Annotated in this window: 11 protein-coding genes; 10 read left to right on the top strand and 1 reads right to left on the bottom strand. The window is 64.5% G+C overall.

The window, feature by feature from the left end:
- The first annotated feature begins 118 nt into the window (after positions 1 to 118).
- The 10 genes from gcvT to FHS69_RS07325 all read left to right on the top strand — a co-directional run bounded on the left by gcvT (position 119) and on the right by FHS69_RS07325 (position 17,048).
- On the top strand, positions 119 to 1,294 hold the full coding sequence (gcvT, locus tag FHS69_RS07370) for a glycine cleavage system aminomethyltransferase GcvT (RefSeq protein WP_166777186.1): 1,176 nt from the start codon (positions 119 to 121) through the stop codon (positions 1,292 to 1,294).
- Between the two features lie 5 nt (positions 1,295 to 1,299).
- Positions 1,300 to 1,671 (top strand): glycine cleavage system protein GcvH, encoded by a 372-nt coding sequence (gene gcvH, locus FHS69_RS07365; protein WP_067463074.1) that lies wholly within the window; start codon positions 1,300 to 1,302, stop codon positions 1,669 to 1,671.
- A 98-nt stretch (positions 1,672 to 1,769) separates the two neighbouring features.
- Complete coding sequence (gene gcvPA / locus FHS69_RS07360; protein ID WP_166777185.1) at positions 1,770 to 3,137, top strand: aminomethyl-transferring glycine dehydrogenase subunit GcvPA; 1,368 nt, start codon at positions 1,770 to 1,772, stop codon at positions 3,135 to 3,137.
- Entirely contained in the window at positions 3,134 to 4,705 is a 1,572-nt protein-coding gene (gcvPB, locus tag FHS69_RS07355; RefSeq protein WP_166777184.1) for an aminomethyl-transferring glycine dehydrogenase subunit GcvPB, read from the top strand. Before gcvPA ends, gcvPB begins: the two co-directional genes overlap by 4 nt.
- Before the next feature lie 89 nt (positions 4,706 to 4,794).
- Positions 4,795 to 6,891, top strand: a complete 2,097-nt coding sequence (locus FHS69_RS07350; RefSeq protein WP_166777183.1) for an adenylate/guanylate cyclase domain-containing protein — start codon at positions 4,795 to 4,797, stop codon at positions 6,889 to 6,891.
- Positions 6,878 to 7,603, top strand: coding sequence for a hypothetical protein (locus FHS69_RS07345; protein ID WP_166777182.1), 726 nt, complete (start codon positions 6,878 to 6,880; stop codon positions 7,601 to 7,603). Before FHS69_RS07350 ends, FHS69_RS07345 begins: the two co-directional genes overlap by 14 nt.
- Positions 7,604 to 7,688: 85 nt before the next feature.
- Positions 7,689 to 9,092, top strand: coding sequence for a cytochrome c family protein (locus FHS69_RS07340; protein ID WP_243844590.1), 1,404 nt, complete (start codon positions 7,689 to 7,691; stop codon positions 9,090 to 9,092).
- On the top strand, positions 9,092 to 11,071 hold the full coding sequence (locus FHS69_RS07335; protein ID WP_166777181.1) for a heme-binding protein: 1,980 nt from the start codon (positions 9,092 to 9,094) through the stop codon (positions 11,069 to 11,071). Before FHS69_RS07340 ends, FHS69_RS07335 begins: the two co-directional genes overlap by 1 nt.
- A gap of 23 nt (positions 11,072 to 11,094) precedes the next feature.
- Positions 11,095 to 12,921, top strand: coding sequence for a hypothetical protein (locus FHS69_RS07330; protein WP_208380284.1), 1,827 nt, complete (start codon positions 11,095 to 11,097; stop codon positions 12,919 to 12,921).
- Positions 12,921 to 17,048: a multiheme c-type cytochrome gene (locus tag FHS69_RS07325; RefSeq protein ID WP_166777179.1), complete on the top strand. Its 4,128-nt coding sequence runs from the start codon at positions 12,921 to 12,923 to the stop codon at positions 17,046 to 17,048. Before FHS69_RS07330 ends, FHS69_RS07325 begins: the two co-directional genes overlap by 1 nt.
- Positions 17,049 to 17,118: 70 nt before the next feature.
- Here the strand turns inward: FHS69_RS07325 and FHS69_RS07320 are convergent, their stop codons facing one another.
- Positions 17,119 to 17,976 (bottom strand): metallophosphoesterase, encoded by an 858-nt coding sequence (locus tag FHS69_RS07320; RefSeq protein WP_082837428.1) that lies wholly within the window; start codon positions 17,974 to 17,976, stop codon positions 17,119 to 17,121.
- Between the last annotated feature and the right edge of the window lie 19 nt (positions 17,977 to 17,995).

The raw sequence follows: 17,995 nt of genomic DNA, 5'->3' as shown, positions 1-17,995 counted from the left end.
CCACCGAAGGGGTAAGCGCACCCATATGTGCGCCAGTCTCTCAGGTTTCCCGACAGAGGGGGCATGGGGTTGAAGGCGCACCGCTTAGGGGCGCCCCCATGCTTGCGAGGGACGGGACTTGAGCGACGAAACCGAAGACACGATTGCCGAAATCGAAACGCTGCCGCTCGATGCGTGGCATCGCCGCAAGGGTGCGCGAATGGTCCCCTTCGCGGGCTATGACATGCCGATCCAGTACGAAGGCATCGTGGTCGAACACAATTGGACCCGCCAGCAGGCCGGGCTGTTCGATGTCAGCCATATGGGCCAGCTGATGGTCACCGGCGACAAGGCGGCCGAAGAACTCGAAAAGCTGCTTCCGGGCGCGATCGCTTCGCTCAAGCCTGGCAAGGTCCGTTATTCGCTGCTGGTGAACGAGGACGGCGGTATCCTCGACGATCTCATGGTGACCAATGCGACGCCGTGGATCGAGGGCGATGAAGAAGCCGGGACCGAAGGCCATTGGGGCGATCCGGCGTATTATCTCGTCGTCAACGGCGCGATGAAATGGGACGACATCGCCCATCTGCGCGAACACCTCGACGACGATGTCACGCTCACCCACATGGACGAACATGCGCTGATCGCGCTGCAGGGCCCGAATGCGGCAACCGCGCTCAATCGCGTGATGCGCAACGTTATCGACGACATGGTGTTCATGGAAAGCGTCTGTCACGATTTCGGCGAATGGCCGCTGCGGATCACGCGCGCAGGCTACACCGGGGAAGACGGCTTCGAGATTTCGGTGCCCGCCGAATTCGCCGAAAGCCTTGCCGACCGGCTGTGCGCGGAGATCGAGGTTCGTCCCATCGGCCTCGGCGCCCGCGACTCTCTGCGTCTCGAGGCAGGCTTGCCGCTTTACGGCCACGACATCACCACCGAAACCGACCCGGTATCCGCCGACCTCGGCTTCGCGCTCAGCAAGAAGCGCCGCGAACAAGGGGGCTGGATGGGCCACGACAAGGTCATGCAAGTGCTTGAAAGCGGCCCCCTGCAGAAACGTGTGGGCCTGGCCATCGAGGGACGCATGCCCGCGCGCGAGGGTGCGCCGATTTTCTCGGGCGACACGCAGGTCGGCCGGATCACCTCGGGCGGATTCTCGCCCACGCTCGAGCGGCCAATCGCCATGGGTTACGTCGACACGGCGCTGGCGCAGGAGGGAACCGAACTCGAGGTGGAGGTTCGTAACAAGAGACTGCCCGCGAAGGTCGCACCACTGCCCTTCGTGCCCCATCGCTATCACAGAGGGAAATGATCGAAATGGCCCGTTACTTCACCGACGAACATGAATGGATCGACGTCGAGGGCGACACCGCCACGGTCGGCATTACCGATTACGCGCAGGGTCAGCTGGGCGATATCGTCTTTGTCGAACTGCCCGATGTCGGCAGCGTGATCGACAAGGGCAAGGACGCTGCCGTAGTCGAAAGCGTCAAGGCTGCCAGCGATGTCTATGCGCCGATCAGCGGCGAAATCATGGAAACCAACGACGCGCTCGAGGACGATCCGGCGCTGGTGAACACGTCGCCCGAAGAGAATGGCTGGTTCTTCAAGATGACCATTGGCGACAAGTCGCAGTTCGACGGACTGATGGACGAAGCCGCCTACAAGACCTTCTGCGACGGGCTCTGAGGTCGCGCGGGTCCCCGCAAAGGCGGGGGCCGCGGACCACCCGGTCGACCGCAACCGACTGAAACCCCTGCCCGAGTGGGGGTTGGCGAGGAAATTCGATGCGCTACCTACCCCTGACCGATACCGACCGTTCGGCGATGCTCGACACGATCGGCGCACCCGATATCGATGCGCTGTTCGCCGATGTGCCCGAAGCGGCCCGGCTTGCCGGCTCCATCGAAGGCCTGCCGATGCATGCCTCGGAAATGGCGGTCGAAAAGCACATGCGGCGGCTGTCGAAGAAGAATCTTGCCGCTTCCGATGCGGCATTCTTCCTCGGGGCGGGGGCTTACAAGCATCACATCCCCGCAAGCGTCGACCACATCATCCAGCGCGGCGAATTCCTCACCGCCTACACGCCCTACCAGCCCGAAATCGCGCAGGGCACACTGCAGATGCTGTTCGAGTTCCAGAGCCAAGTCGCGCGGCTTTACGGCTGCGCGGTGGCCAATGCCTCAATGTACGACGGCTCGACCGCCTGCTGGGAAGCGGTGGCGATGGCCGGGCGCGTGGCGCGCGGCAAGAAGCGCAAGGTCGTGCTCTCGGGCGCGCTCCACCCGCACTATGCCGAAGTCGTTCGGACGATGGCCAAGTTCACCGATGACGAGATCGCCGGGGCTCCGCCCAGCCTGACGGCGAAGCCCGACGATGACGGCCTGATTGCACGGATCGACGGCGACACGAGCTGCGTCGTGGTGCAATATCCCGACATTCTCGGACGCCTGCCCGACCTCGCCAAGATCGCGCAGGCTGCGCATGATCAGGGGGCGCTGCTGATCGCGGTCAACACCGAGCCGGTGGCGCTAGGCGCGATCGCCTCGCCGGGTGAGCTGGGCGCAGATATCGTCGTGGGCGAAGGCCAGTCGATCGGAGTCGGCCTGCAGTTCGGCGGGCCCTATCTCGGCCTGTTTGCGGTGCGCGACGAAAAGCACGTGCGCATGATGCCCGGGCGGCTGTGCGGCGAAACGGTGGATGCCGAGGGCAAGCGTGGCTTCGTGCTGACGCTTTCGACGCGCGAGCAGCACATCCGCCGCGAGAAAGCGACATCGAACATCTGCACCAATTCGGGGCTGTGTGCGCTGGCCTTCAATGTCCATATGACACTGCTCGGCGAAAAGGGGCTGCGGCGCCTCGCGATGGAGAACCACCGCCTCGCCTGCATGGCGGCCGACCGGTTGGCGAAGGTCCCGGGCGTGAAAGTGCTCAACGACGCCTTCTTCAACGAGTTCACCCTGCTGCTCGATGGCGATGCGCGCGCGATCGTGCGCGATCTGACCAAGCGCGACATTCTGGCGGGCGTGTCGCTCGGACGCCTGTTCCCGGGCAATACCGCTCTCGCCAACGGCCTGTTGGTGGCCGTGACCGAAACCACCACCGAGGAGGACGTGGAAACGCTTGCCTCCGCACTCGAGGAGGTGCTGGCATGAGCACACCCAATGCATCCGGCTGGAAGCCCGGCACCCCCGTCACCGGGCACAACGCGATGAGCGGACCCGATACAGCCACCGGCAATCGTGCCCTGTTGCTCGAGGAACCGCTGCTGTTCGAGATCGGTCATGTCGAAACCACCGGGGTCGACCTGCCCGAACCGCAGGGCGGCGCCAATCGCCTCGGCGGGTTCGACCGGACTGCGCCGATCGGCCTGCCTGGCCTGTCCGAGCCCGAAACCGTGCGTCACTACACGCGTCTGTCGCGGCAGAACTACGCGATCGACCTCGGCCTGTTCCCGCTCGGTTCGTGCACTATGAAGCACAATCCGCGCCTGAACGAGAAGGTCGCGCGCATGCCCGGCTTTGCCGACGTTCATCCGCTGCAGCCGGTCGACACGGTGCGCGGCGCGCTCGAAGTCATCAACGAGCTTGCCTTCTGGCTGCTCGACCTCACCGGCATGCACGGGGTCGCGATGAGCCCCAAGGCGGGAGCGCATGGCGAATTGTGCGGTATCCTGTGCATCCGTGCCGCACTGGAAGCGCGCGGCGATGCGCGCGAAGTCATCCTCGTCCCGGAAAGCGCGCATGGTACCAATCCCGCCACCGCCGCCTTCGCCGGGTACAAGGTCGAAGATATTCCCGCGACGCCCGAAGGCCGTGTCGATCTCGAGGCGCTAAAGGCGCGGCTCGGCCCCGACGTGGCGGGCGTGATGATCACCAACCCCAACACCTGCGGCCTGTTCGAACGCGACATGAAAGCGATTTCGGATGCGGTGCATGCGGCGGGCGGTTTCGTCTATTGCGACGGCGCGAACTTCAACGCCATTGTCGGCAAGGTGCGCCCGGGCGACCTCGGCGTCGATGCGATGCACATCAACCTGCACAAGACCTTTTCTACCCCGCATGGCGGTGGCGGTCCGGGTTCGGGCCCGGTGGTGCTGTCGGAAGCGCTCAGCCCCTATGGACCGTTGCCGTTCACCGCGCGCACCGAGGACGGGGTGGTGCACCTCGTCGAGGAAGAGAACGCGGACGAATTCGAGCACACCGAGGCGTTCGGGCGGATGACCGCCTTCCATGGCCAGATGGGCATGTTCACCCGCGCGCTGGCCTACATGCTGAGCCATGGTGCCGATGGGCTGAAGCAGGTGGCGGAGGATGCCGTCCTCAATGCCAACTACATTCTGCGAAGCCTTGAAGACGTGCTCGATGCGCCCTTCGGCCTGAGTGGCCCGTGCATGCATGAGGCGCTGTTCAGCGACAGGGGTTTCGCCGAGGATGTGTCGACGCTCGACCTGGCCAAGGCGCTGATCGACGAAGGCTACCATCCGATGACCATGTACTTCCCGTTGGTGGTCCATGGCGCGATGCTGGTCGAACCGACCGAGACCGAGAGCAAGGCGGCGCTCGACCAGTTCATCATGGCGCTGCGCAGCGTGGCCGAGCGTGCGAAGACCGGCGACGAAGCACTGAAAAGCGCGCCCCATTACGCCCCGCGGCGCCGGCTCGATGAAACGCAGGCCGCACGCAAGCCGGTGCTTGCCTGGAACGATCCGGACATGGCGTGACGCAAGGGGGTTGCTCCCTCGCGTGGCTGCTCTAGAACCGCCCCGATAACAATTAGGGGGTCGCTCGACGAACCGCAGGGAGGCGGGGTTTGAGCGAGGACAGGGACGATAATCTGCTGCTTCGCGGCTGGCGCAATGTGCGCGAGGCCGGGCCGCGTCGTCTTGCGCTCACGGCACTGCTGGTACTGCTTGCCCTGCTGATCGCGCGGTTCAGCTGGGACATCCCCTGGCAGGCCATTCCCGAAGCGCTCCGCACGCAAGGTGCCGAACAGACCGACATGAAGACGCCCGGTACCGGCGATGCCGAGCGGGCGCTCTACGATCTGCGCAGTTCGCTTCTGGCCGACCGGATCGAACAGGACGATCGCATCACCATGGTCGTCTATGACGACCAGACGCTGATCAATGCGCGCAAGCGTTCCCCGCTTGATCGCGGGATGCTCGCGCGGGCGCTGCGGATCATCGACGATATGGAACCCAAGGCGATCGGTCTGGATATCCTGTTCGACCAGCCGCAGGACGAAGATGCCGAATTGATCGCGATATTGCGCGCGATGCAGACGCCCACGCTGGTCGGCTATGCCAACTTCGCCACCAATCAGGCCGATATCGTCTACGACCAGCAGGTCTATCTCGAGGAGTTTCTCGCCCAGCTTGATGGCAGCAATGCCCGGCCTGCCAGCATCAGGCTTGACAACACGCACGGGGTGACGCGCAAATGGCCGAGTATCGAGCCGGATCTGCCGCCCGTCCTGGGCCGGGCGATGCTGCGCGAGGCCGGCGAAGCGGACAGCGCCTTTCCCGGATATGAAGGATCGTTGCGCTACCGCCATCCGGCGTTCGAGAACGAGCCGATGTATGGCCGCTTGCAGATCGACAATTTCCTCGATCCGGTGCTGATGGAAATCCCCGAAGTGCGGGCGATGCTGCGCGAGCAGATCGAAGGGCGCTATGTCCTCGTCGGCGGTGACATCATCGATTACGACCGCGTGCAGACGACGCTTTCCAGCGTGATCGGCGAAAATCCCGCGGGATTGCGCGTGCATGCGGACATGATCGCGCAAATGCTCGATGGCGAGCGCCGCCGCCCGCTGTCGGGAACGATGCTCTGGGCGATGGCCTTGCTGGTGGTTGCGACGGCGGTGCTGACCGGTCTGCTCGAATGGAGCGGTTGGCGCATCTATACGCTGGTTGTCGGCCAGTTCGCGCTGTTCATCGGGCTTCCTTTCCTGCTTGAATGGCGCGGGGCCGAAACGCTTGGCGTGCCTGCAGCGGGGTGGCTGCTGGGCTGGATCGTCGCCTTCACCGCGGTCGTTTCCGCGGCGCGTGCCAGCGGCGCGGTGCAGCGCAATTTCGCGCAGGGCGCGCTGGGCAAATACCTGCCGCGCGAAATGGCGCAGGAAATTCTCGACAATCCCCAATTGCTCGCCTTGCATGGCGAAAAGAAGGAGCTTTTCGTCCTGTTCTCGGACCTCGAGGGCTTCACCAAGATGAGCCATGCGATCGAGCCGGAGATGGTCGCCAAGCTGCTGAACCGCTATCTCGACATGCTGTCCGACGTGGTGCTCGAACATGGCGGGGTGATCGACAAGTTCGTGGGCGATGCCGTGGTTGCCTTCTGGGGCGCCCCGATCGCGCGGCCCGACGATGGCGAACGCGCGGCTCGCGCAGGATATGCGCTGTGGCGAGCGGGCGAGGCGTTCCGCGAGGAAGTCGCGGCGATGGATGCCACCCTGCCGAAGATCGGCAAAACGCGCGTGGGCCTGCACTACGGCGAAGCGGTCGTCGGCAATTTCGGCGGCGAGAACCGCATCCAGTACACGGCGCTGGGTGACAGCATGAATACTGCGGCTCGGCTCGAGGCTGCCAACAAGGCTCTCGATTCCAGTGTCATGGCCAGCCGTGAATTCGCCGACAGGTCGGGAATGGACTGGTGGCGGCCCATGGGTGCGGTCGTCCTGCGCGGGCGCGCGAAGCCGGTGGAACTCATGGAGCCCGCGCCGGACTTTCCCGCGCCTGACCGGCAGCGGCTGGCGGATGCATACAAGGCGGCGCGAAACGGCGATGCTAAGGCAGTCGACATCGTGCGCGATGTGTCAGCCCGCCATCCGCATGACGCGGCTTTGAAAAACCTGTTATACCGCATGCAGAATCTGGGTGATGGAGGGGCATATGTCCTCGGTTAAAGCAATTGTTTCGGGCACGGCGGCTTCGCTCGCGGCGCTGGGTTTTCTGGTCGCCACACCGGCACAGGCCGGAGTGGTGGTCAAGTCGAGCGGCCCTTCGGCAGGCACCTATCCGGTCGGCAAAAAGCTCGACGATGCCTCCAGCGTAACGCTGCGCATTGGCGACAGTCTCACCGTGCTGACCTCGAGCGGGACACGGGTGATCACCGGTCCGGGCACGCATCGCGTGGGTGCGCGCGGAGCCAGCAAGCGCACCGCATTCGCCATGCTGACCCGCCAGCGCTCGGGCGCGCGGGTGCGCACCGGGGCGGTGCGTGGCGGCGCCAGTAGCGAGGCCACCAACACCAATCTGTGGAACATCGATACCAGCCAGCCGGGCAAATTCTGTCTGCCCGGCAGTGCCGAACTGACCTTCTGGCGCCCTTCGGTCGAAGGCGGCGAGACTTGGGTGCTGGGTTCGGCCGTGTCGGATTTCCATATCCACGTAATGTTCGAAGACGGCAACGCTACCGCGACCATGAGTGCCGACGAACTGCCGCTGACCCACAACACGCTGTACGACCTTTCGGGTCCGGCGGGCGGGCCCAAGCAGCGCGTCGAGTTCGTATCGCTGACAGAGACGCCCGACAACGCGGAAGATCTCGCTGTGCTGCTCGCCGAACAGGGCTGCTCGGCCCAACTGGATCTGTTGAGTGACAAGCTGGCGATCTGACGCGTGACCGGTGGCCCCGCGGTACGGGGCAATGGGGGGCTGTCGCGGGGGCGGCAGCATGACACGAGGCGAATGGGGAGGGCCGATGGAACGCCAGGTTGCAAGCTGGCTGCGGATGCGGGGCAGGGGCCTGCGCCTGTTCGCACCTGCATCGCTGGTTCTTGCAGGATGGTCGGCCTTAGCCGGCTCTGAACCCTCGTCCGCTCAGGCGCAGGCATCGGGCGCGCGGTTTGAAGGCGTCGCGACCTGCGCGGGATCGACCTGCCATGGCCGATCGGAAGGCAATGGGGCAATCGTCCGGCAGGATGAAATCGCAAGCTGGCAAGAACCGTCCTCGGCAAGCGGCGCCCACAGCCGCGCCTATTCGGTGCTCGCCAGCCGTCGCGGGCGCCAGATTGCCCAGTCGCTGGGGCTCGGGGCTGCAACATCGGCGCCCGCGTGCCTGGGTTGCCACGCCACCTACGTGCCGCAGTCGCGCCGCGGCGCGCGTTTCCATACCAGCGATGGGGTAGGCTGCGAAAGCTGCCATGGCGCCGCCGAAGGCTGGTTGCAGGTCCATTACGAGAAAGGTGCCAGCCACGCGTCGAATGTCCGGGCCGGTCTGGTTCCGCTGCAGGATCCACAAGTGCGCGCCAAGGTCTGCCTCGATTGCCACTACGGGAGCACCAAGACGGGGCAGTTCGTCACGCATTCGATGATGGCGGCAGGCCACCCGCGTATATCGTTCGAACTCGACCTGTTCTCGGCATTGCAGCAGCATCACGATGAAGACGTCGACTATGTCCGGCGGAAGCGTCGCACCGACAGCCTGCGCCTATGGGCCGTCGGGCAGGCCGAAGCGGTAGCCCGCGCCACCGATCTCTTCGCGCGTCCGAAATACGGCATGCGCGGCATGTTCCCCGAGCTCTACTTCTACGACTGCCACAGCTGCCATCGCGCGATCACCGATGGGCCGGCGCGCCGGTTGACCTTCGAAACCAATCCCGGCCGCCCGATCCCGTTCGGCAACCCACCCTTCAACGATGAAAACATCATCATGCTGTCGGCAGTGAGCGGCGCGCTTGCGCCTGCCGCAGGCGAAGCCTTCAGCGCCGCGAGCGCCGCTTTCCATCGCGCAATGGGCGAAGACCGCGAAGCGGCGCAGGCCGCGGCGCTGTCGTTGCGCGAACGCGCGCAGGCGCTGTCCGCAGCATTCGCGGCGCGCTCTTACAAGGGCGCCGACATCCACCGCGTGGTCGCCAACATCGCCTCGGTCACGACTGCGCCGCGTTTCACCGACTATGCCGGTTCGGTGCAGGCAGTGATGGCGATCGATACGCTGCTCAATGCGCTGGTTCGCGAGCGCAGCGTGACCGTGGGGGCTGCGGCGGGGATCCGCGCGAGCATCAACCGGGCCTATGCCGCCGTGGCCGCACCCGAGACCTATCGCCCGGCCGAATTTCGTACCGCCCTGGCGTCTGCGACGAATGCGATCGGGAGCCTGCGCTGATGCGGCGCGGTGCTCACTCCTGCCTCGCGGGAGCCTTGGCCTTCGCGCTGATCTCTTGCGGTGGCGGCGATTCCTCTGGCGGAGGGGGCGGTACACCGGCCCCGACCGCGACGCCGACGCCTACCCCGACCAGCGGCGGGAGGTTGTTCGTCGATCCGCTCCAGCGTTCGCTTACGGTCGGAGACGTCCAGCGTGTGATTGCGCAAGCCGTCGGTGAAGCGCAGTCCCGTGGCCTGCCGGCGACGATCGCAGTAGTCGACCGCGTAGGCAATGTGCTCGGTGTCTTCGCCATGACCGGTTCGCCCGCGAACACGCGCATCAGCCGTCGTACAATCGCTGGTCGTGCAGCGGCGGGGGAAGAGGTAGGGTTGCAAGGGGTCGAAGTCCCGACTGCCGCAGCGGCGATCGCCAAGGCGGTCACCGGCGCTTATCTGTCGAGCAGCGGCAACGCCTTTTCCACTCGGACTGCCAGCCAGATCGTGCAGGAGCACTTTCCGCCCGCCCCGACCACGGTTGGACTTGAAAGCGGGCCGCTGTTCGGCGTGCAGTTCAGCCAGTTGCCCTGCTCCGACCTCTCCGCGCGGATGAGCGACGGGATGATCGGGCCACAGCGCTCGCCGCTTGGCCTGGCAGCCGATCCGGGCGGCTTTCCGCTGTACAAGGAAGGGGTGGTCGTTGGCGGCATCGGAGTCGCCGGGGATGGTGACTACGGGTTCGATCCCGATACGCTCGACCTCGACCGTGATGCGGAAGAATTTGCAGCCCTCGCGGGTACGCAGGGCTTCACCCCCCCGCGCGAAATCGAGGCCGACCGGATCCCCGTCGATGGGACCAGCCTGCGCTTCCGCGACGCTGGGGCCGACGAACTCGGCCCGCTACAGGGCAGTTTCGGCGCGGTGAATGGTCCTACAGGGGCATTGGTCGCAGTCTTCGGTTACAACGATGGCACGATCCGCGCCGGGACAGCCTATGGGACTGCCGCTTCGGGGATCCGCCGCAGCACTACTGCAGAATTCACCAGCGAAGACGCCTACGTGCTGGTCGATGGCGCGGGAACGCCCCGCTTCCCGATCCGCGCGGGTACCGATGCGGCGAGCGTGGCTAATCCGTTGACGGAGGCCGAAGTCCGGGCGGTCCTGGAAGAAGCCTTCGCCGTGCTCGGCCGATCGCGTGCGCAGATCCGCCGCCCGCTCGACAGCCGCATGCAGGCCAGCATCAGCATGGTCGATACGCATGGTGCGATCCTTGGCGTGGTGCGCTCGCCCGACGGCCCGATATTCGGGACCGATGTTTCGCTGCAGAAGGCGCGCACCGCGGCCTTCTTCTCCAACCGCATTGCCGCGGCGCAGATGCAGGCCGCGGGCGGGGCCGTGGCCGGTTATGTCCAGCGCGTGCGCAGTTTCCTTGGCGATCCCAATGCGCTGACAGGCACTTTTGCCTTCGCCGACCGCTCGGGCGGCAATCTGTCGCGGCCCTATTTTCCCGATGGCGAGGTGGGCGATGTCGCCGGCCCGCTCTCGGTCGAACGGCCGGGCCAGTTCAGTCCGTTCATGACCGGGCTGCAGACCGATCTGATCCTGCCCAATCTCGTGGAGCATCTCGGCTTCGTGATCTCAGGCGGGGCGAGCGCCGATACGCCGCGCGGCTGCACGCAGCTTCCCGATGCGCCGGGCGGGGGCAAGCGGATCGGCAATGGCATCCAGATCTTCCCCGGTTCGGTGCCGATCTATCGGGGCGACGAACTGGTCGGCGGTATCGGCGTGTCGGGTGACGGGATCGACCAGGACGACATGGTCAGTTTCCTCGGACTGCATAACGCCGGACAGCGGGTTGGGGGGATCGGCAATGCGCGGGTCGATATCCGTGCCGACCGCATCGTCGTCAGCGTCAATGGCCGCAACGTGCGCCTGCGCTATGTCAATTGCCCCTTCGCGCCGTTTCTCGCTGATCCGCGCCAGAACGTCTGCGAGGGGCTGTGACGCTGCCGATCGCCTTCGGCCCGATGGCAATCGCGCTCGCGGCGCAGGCCGAATTGCCGCCCGCAACGCCTCCTGCCGAACTAGGCCCGGTGGTGGTTGCCGAGCCCGCCGAACCGCCCGCGGTCGACAATGAAATCATCGAAGGTCGCCGCCGCCCCGATTACACCGAGCCGCTGCCCGAGGAGGTTACCCAGACCAATGTCGGCGCGGTGCGCGCGCCGCCGCCCGAGGCGTTTCCGGTCGACCAGGTGCCCGTACCCGATCGCTGGCGGCTGATCGAGAGCCTGGGGGTGGTGAAGGAACGCTGGTGGGATCCCTACAACCAGAACACCTACAAAGGCGATCGGCCGATCAATCCGGACAAGGTGCCATGGTTGCCGATCACCGGCGACGACTGGTTCTTCATCGTCAATGCGGTGAGCGACACGGTGTTCGAACCGCGCACTTTCCCGATCCCGGTCGGGGTCCAGACGACCGAGCGCCCCGACAGCATCGACGTGTTCGGCAAGGATGCCAGCTACGTCCTGTCGCAGACCTTCATCGTCGGCGCCGCACTGCTCAAGGGCAGCACCGCCTACAAGCCACCCGACGTCGAGTATCGCGTCACGCTGGCGGGCAACATCAATTATGTCGACGTCCCCGAGCGGCGCGTGCTGTTCGTCGAACCGAGCAAGCCTTCGCACCGCTTCGACCATTTCGTCGGCGTGCAGGAAGCTTTCTTCGACTATCACTTCCGCAATGTTTCCGACCGCTACGATTTCGATAGCGTGCGGATCGGCATCCAGCCGTTCCAGGCCGACTTCCGCGGCTTCCTGTTCAACGACAACCAGCTCGGCATCCGCTTTTTCGGCACGCGCGACAACAACCGATTCCAGTATAATTTCGGCGGGTTCTGGCGGCTCGAGAAAGACACCAACAGCGGGCTCAACGCGGTCCTGCAGACGCCGCGCGACGATTACGTCTTCTACGTCAATGCCTACCGCCAGGATTTCCTGATCCCCGCTTTGACCAGCCAGCTGACATTCGTGTGGAATGCCAATCGCGAGGCCCAAGACGTCCAGATCGACGACAATGGGTTCCCCGTGCGACCGGCGCTGCTGGGCTCGTTGCGCGGGCGCGACTACGACGTCTTCTACCTCGGCTACAATGCCGACGGCCGCATCGGGCGCATCAATCTGACGGGCAGCGCCTATTATGCCTTCGGCGAAGATCGCAATTCCTTCTTCACCGAAGAGCGCGCCGACATCAGCGCGTATTTCGCTGCGCTGGAGGCGAGTTACGATCGCGACTGGATGCGTTTCCGCCTGTCGGCGGCCTATGCCAGCGGTGACAGCGATCCTTATGACGACGTCGAAACGGGTTATGACGCGATTTTCGAGAACCCCGTCTTTGCGGGCGCCGATACGTCGTACTGGATCCGGCAGACCATTCCCTTTGCGGGCGGGGGCCGGGCGATCAGCGTCAATGGGCGCAACGGCATATTGAATTCTTTGCGCAGTTCGAAAGAGCAGGGCCAGTCCAACTTCAACAATCCCGGTCTGATGTTGGTGGGGGCGGGCGCCGATTTCGACATCACGCCCGAATTTCGCCTTTCGGCGAATGCCAATCACCTTTGGTTCGAGAACACCGCGACCTTGCAGGCGCTGCGCAATGAGGGATCGATCCCGAAGGCGATCGGCTGGGACCTGTCCGCGGCTGCGATCTGGCGTCCCAAGGCGACGCAGAACATCGTCTTCCGTCTGTCGGGTGCGGCGCTGGTCTCGGGTGCCGGCTTCGAGGACCTATTCACCGCGCTCGACAATCCCGGCACCTATTACTCGGTGCTCGCCAATGTGGTGCTGACCTACTGATGCGCAGCCTCTCCCGCCTTCTCCTTACGATTGCGCTGACGTTACTTGCCGGGGCGGTGGGGCTGCGCGCCGCGGACAAGGAAAAGCCGGTCAAACGCGACTACAGTCTCGTTACCGCTGCCCCGGCCCCGCGCATCCAGACCGAGGCGCAGATGGCGGCGAAGTCGGATGGCTGTTTCTCCTGCCACGTGCGCACCGACCAGCCGACCATGCACGAGACCCCGGCCGTACGGCTGGGCTGCGTCGACTGCCATGGCGGAAATGCCGAAGTGTTCGGCAATAGCGAGTTGGCGCATGACGATCCCGCCTATGTCGCGGCGCGCGATGCCGCGCATGTGCTGCCCAAGTATCCCGAAAGCTGGCACTGGCCGTCCTCGGCCAATCCGAAACGCAGCTACGCGCTGCTCAACAAGGAAGACCCGGTCTTCGTCCGCTTCGTCAATCCCAGCGATTACCGCGTGGCGCGCGAATCCTGCGGTGCCTGCCATATCGAGACAATCGAGGCAGCCGAACGATCGATCATGGCCACCGGAGCGATGCTGTGGGGTGGAGCCTCGTACAACAATGGCATCCTGCCGTTCAAACGCTACATCCTCGGCGAAGCCTACACGCGTGATGGCGAGCCCGCGAAGATCGAAAGCCCCGGCGTTCCCGCCGGTACCGTCACCGACGCGCAGGAAGATCGCGGCGCGATGGCGGCGCTTTATCCGATGCCGACATGGCACGTGATCCCGCCGGGCGATGTTTTTCGCGTGTTCGAGCGCGGCGGGCGCAATATCGCCTCGCAATTCCCCGAGGTCGGCATTCCCAACCCCACCGGGCTGATTCAGCGGCTCGAGGAACCGGGACGGCCCGATCTGAAACAGTCCAACCGGGGGCCGGGAACCGGCCTGCGCGTTGCGATCCCGGTGCTCAACATCCACAAGACCCGGCTGAACGATCCCTTCATGTGGTTCATGGGGACGAATGACCAGCCGGGCGATTATCGCCATTCGGGCTGCGCGAGTTGCCATGTGGTCTATGCCAACGACCGCGAGCCGCGCCATTCGCTCATTTACGCCAAGCACGGCCGCGACGGGCAGAGCGCGACAGTCGATCCCACCATCGCTTCACTTTACGAAGACGGGCATGATGAGAGCCATGGGGGCGGCCACGGAAGTGTCAAGCAGCCCGGCGGTGAGGTGCATTCAGAAACGCCGGATCACGAGCGCGAAAAGCAGCGCGGGCACCCCATCCGGCACACGTTCACGCGTTCGATCCCGACCGCGCAATGCATGAACTGCCACATGCACCAGCCGAACATCTTCCTGAATTCCTATCTCGGTTACACCATGTGGGATTACGAATCCGACGCGCCACACATGTGGCCGGAGGAACAGAAATATCCCACGGCCGCGGAAATCCGCGCAGTGCTCGACCGCAATCCCGAAGCCGCGGCCCCCAAGGGCAAATGGGCGGACGTCGATTTCCTGCGCAATGTCTACGATCTCAATCCCGAACTCAGCGACACGCAATTCGCGGATTATCACGGACACGGGTGGAATTTCCGCGCGATCCTGAAGCGCGACCGCGAGGGCAATCTGCTCGACAAGGACGGCAATATCGTCGCGCATGACGATCCTGAGAAATGGCGCCGCGAGGATGAGGGCAAGTTCGTCGAGCCGGGCGTCAATCCGGGAAAGACCGTCCATATGATGGACATCCACGCAGAGAAGGGGCTGCAATGTGCCGATTGCCATTTCGCGCAGGACAGCCATGGCAACGGCCTGATCTACACCGAGGTCGCCAATGCGGTTGAGATCGGCTGCAAGGACTGCCACGGCACTGCCGATGCCTATCCCAGCCTGCGAACCAGCGGCCCTGCAGCACCGCCGAAGGGCACCGACCTTTCGCTGCTGCGCAATCCCGACGGCCGGCGGCGGTTCGAATGGACCTATGGCGATGACGGCCGGCAGGTTCTGATCCAGCGCTCGATCGTCGATCCCGAACTGGAATGGCAGGTCAGCCTGACGCGCGACAGCGTCGACCCGCAATCGCGCGAATTCAACGCAAAATCGGCGCGCGCCAAGCTGATGAGCAAGCGGGGCGCGGAGACCGGCCTGTTCGAATTCGGTACCGGCATTGCGCCCGAAGACCGTGCGCATGGCACGGAAGAAATGGCCTGTTTCACCTGCCATCTGTCATGGACCACCAGCTGTGGCGGCTGCCACTTGCCGATCGAGGCGAACTGGAAGACCAAGTCACACCATTACGGCACTGAGGAAACGCGCAATTTCGCGACCTACAACCCGCAGGTGGCGCGCGATCAGATGTTCCAGCTCGGCCGCCACCAGACCACGAAGGGAAATCAGGTCGCCCCGATCCGCTCGACCAGCGCGCTGGTGCTGTCTTCGACCAACATCAACCGCGAACGGATCTACGTGCAGCAACCGCCGGTCGCGGCGAGCGGGTATTCGAGCCAGGCGTTCGCGCCGCATTTCCCGCACACGGTGCGGCTGACCGAAACCAAGACCTGCAGCGATTGCCACCTTTCCGAAGCAGACGACAACAATGCCATCATGAGCCAGCTGCTGCTGCTCGGCACGAATTTCGTCAACTTCGTCGGACTGAATGCGTGGGTGGGTCTCGATACCGGCTTCGAGGCGGTGCGCGTGACCGAATGGGACGAGCCGCAGGCGGTGCTGGGCAGCTATCTGCATCGCTATGCCTATCCCGATTACTGGCGCATGCATGTCGAGGACAACGATCGCGAGCTCAAGGACTGGGTGCGTGGCAAGACGTTCGATGAGGATGTCGGGGGCGAGACGAAGGCCTTCGAACAGTTCGCCAACGTCCATGAAGGCACGCGCGACAGTGTCGGCTGCCTGCAATTGCGCGGCGAATACATGTTCGTTGCCGAAGGCCAGGGCGGGTTCCGCGTCTACGACGTGGCCTCGATCGCCAACAAGGGCGTATCCGAACGCATCCTCACCGCACCATTCAGCGCGGCGGGGCACGACACGCATGTGAAGACCACCAACGCGACCTGCATGGCACTGGCGACCAACCAGCCCGTGCGGCCCGACCGCAACAAGGCGATGGCGCAGACGCCGGTGAGCGATGCCGAGGGTAACCCGGTCTTGAATGCCGACGGCTCACCGATGACGCTGCTGCAGGTGAACCAGGAACAGCCGATGCGGCCGATTTACGACTACGCCGTGATCACCGACGCGGTCGAAGGGCTGGTGCTGGTCAATGTCGAAACGATGGCCGATGGCGAGTTTCGCAACAACAAGCTCGATCGCACGCGCTTTGCCGATGGCTCCACGGCGTGGAACCCGGATGGTGTCCTGAAAGGCGCGCGCCATGTCACTCTGGCGGGCGATATCGCTTATATCGCTGCCGATGCAGGTTTGGTGACAATCGATCTCACCGATCCTGCAGATCCGCAATTGATGGCGGTGCGCGCGCTGACCGATGCCCGCGCTTCGACCATCCAGTTCCGCTATCTCTGGGTCACCGACGCCGAAGGCGTGAAGCTGTTCGACGTGACCGACATGCGCAATCCGGTGGCGATGCCGCAGGCGACGGTTCCGCTAGCCGAGGCGCGGCGCATCTATGTTGCGCGCACCTATGCCTATGTCGCGGCCAAGCGCGACGGCCTGGTCATCCTCGATGTGACCAGGCCGCTTGCGCCCAAACTCTACCAGCGGGTGACGCTCGACGGCATGCTCGACGATGCGGAGGACGTTATCGTCGGTTCGACCAATGCGACGCTGTTCGCCTATGTGGCGGATGGCCGCAACGGGCTGAAGGTATTGCAATTGACCACCCCGGACAGCCAGCCGAATTTCTACGGTTTCAGCCCCGCACCAAAGCCCGAACTGATCGCCTGGGCCCGCACCAAGGGCGCCGCGCTGTCGCTCAGCAAGGGGCTCGACCGCGACCGGGGGGTCGATGAGACGGGCGGCCAGATGGCGGTGTTCGGGCGGCTCGGATCGCGGCCGTTCAACCGGGCGGAGATGGAAAAGCTGTTCCTGACCCGCGCCGGGGTGCCGTGGAAAGTGTCGGACACTCCCGACATGACTGCATGGGTGGGCGGGCGCGGCCCGTGGCTCGATCGGGACGCGGGCGCACCCGGCGAATGACTTCCTGACGCTGGGAGGCTGAAGATGCGCCGCTATTGGCGCGTCAGTCCACGTTCTGGCGGCGTCTGCTCTAGCGGCGCTCGGCCTTCATTTCGCGAACCATGGGCTTCAGGTGCTCACCGAAATGGGCGAGTACATCCCACTCGCCGCAGCTTTCGTAGTGGGTCACGAGGTCTTCCCCGTTCCAGAAATGCAGCGCATAGCTTGCGGGTTCGGTGGTGATCAGCGCACGATTGTCGGCGCGGTCTTCGTCGATCGGGCGCAGGTCGAGCGCGACGAGCGGCGCTACCGATGGCGTGATGCCCAGGGGAATACCTTTGAACCGGGCATGCACCCGGCGATGCAAATGGCCGCAATGGATTGCCAGAATGGCATCCTGGAAGCCGTCGATCGCGTCGCCGAAATTGACGATCCATTGTTCGGTCGGGGCGGGATCCATCCAGTCGATCCCGCTTACGATCGGCGGGTGGTGCATGAAGATGACGCAAGGGCGCGCGCCGCCTTTCTTCAATTCGTTACGCAACCAGTCGCGCCGACGCTCGCAGAAGGCACCGCCATGGCGACCGGGTTCGAAGGTGTCGAGGCAGATGATCCGCAGCCCGTCGCGCTCCACCACATAGTGCAGGAACTCATCTTCGCACGGTGTCTGGGGGAAGGCGCGGAGCAATTCCTCGCGATCGTCATGGTTGCCGACCAGCGGTAAGATCGGACAGGGGATGTCCGATAGAACCGCCGCGATCTTGTCGAAACTGTCACGATCGCCATGATCGGTCAGGTCCCCTGACAGCAACAGCAGGTCGAGCTTGTGCGGCGCGTTCTTAAGCCGGTCCAGCACCGCACGAAAGCGGATACGGTTGAGCTCCTCCGGACGGGCGTCCGGATCGAAGCCGATATGCACATCGGTCAACTGGGCGATCAGCAAGGGCATTCTCCCACCGTGGCGCCGG

The organism is Qipengyuania flava (genome assembly GCF_011762005.1).
Classification (GTDB): Bacteria; Pseudomonadota; Alphaproteobacteria; order Sphingomonadales; family Sphingomonadaceae; genus Qipengyuania; species Qipengyuania flava.
Note: the sequence above shows the minus strand (reverse complement) of the source record. Positions and strands in the feature narration are given on the sequence as shown.

What these genes read in the sequence shown, in the direction of transcription:
- gcvH (WP_067463074.1), top strand. Translation starts at nt 1,300, where the DNA reads ATGGCCCGTTACTTCACCGACGAACATGAATGGATCGACGTCGAGGGC.
- gcvPA (WP_166777185.1), top strand. Translation starts at nt 1,770, where the DNA reads ATGCGCTACCTACCCCTGACCGATACCGACCGTTCGGCGATGCTCGAC.
- gcvPB (WP_166777184.1), top strand. Translation starts at nt 3,134, where the DNA reads ATGAGCACACCCAATGCATCCGGCTGGAAGCCCGGCACCCCCGTCACC.
- FHS69_RS07345 (WP_166777182.1), top strand. Translation starts at nt 6,878, where the DNA reads ATGTCCTCGGTTAAAGCAATTGTTTCGGGCACGGCGGCTTCGCTCGCG.
- FHS69_RS07340 (WP_243844590.1), top strand. Translation starts at nt 7,689, where the DNA reads ATGGAACGCCAGGTTGCAAGCTGGCTGCGGATGCGGGGCAGGGGCCTG.
- FHS69_RS07335 (WP_166777181.1), top strand. Translation starts at nt 9,092, where the DNA reads ATGCGGCGCGGTGCTCACTCCTGCCTCGCGGGAGCCTTGGCCTTCGCG.
- FHS69_RS07330 (WP_208380284.1), top strand. Translation starts at nt 11,095, where the DNA reads ATGGCAATCGCGCTCGCGGCGCAGGCCGAATTGCCGCCCGCAACGCCT.
- FHS69_RS07325 (WP_166777179.1), top strand. Translation starts at nt 12,921, where the DNA reads ATGCGCAGCCTCTCCCGCCTTCTCCTTACGATTGCGCTGACGTTACTT.
- FHS69_RS07320 (WP_082837428.1), bottom strand. Translation starts at nt 17,976, where the DNA reads ATGCCCTTGCTGATCGCCCAGTTGACCGATGTGCATATCGGCTTCGAT.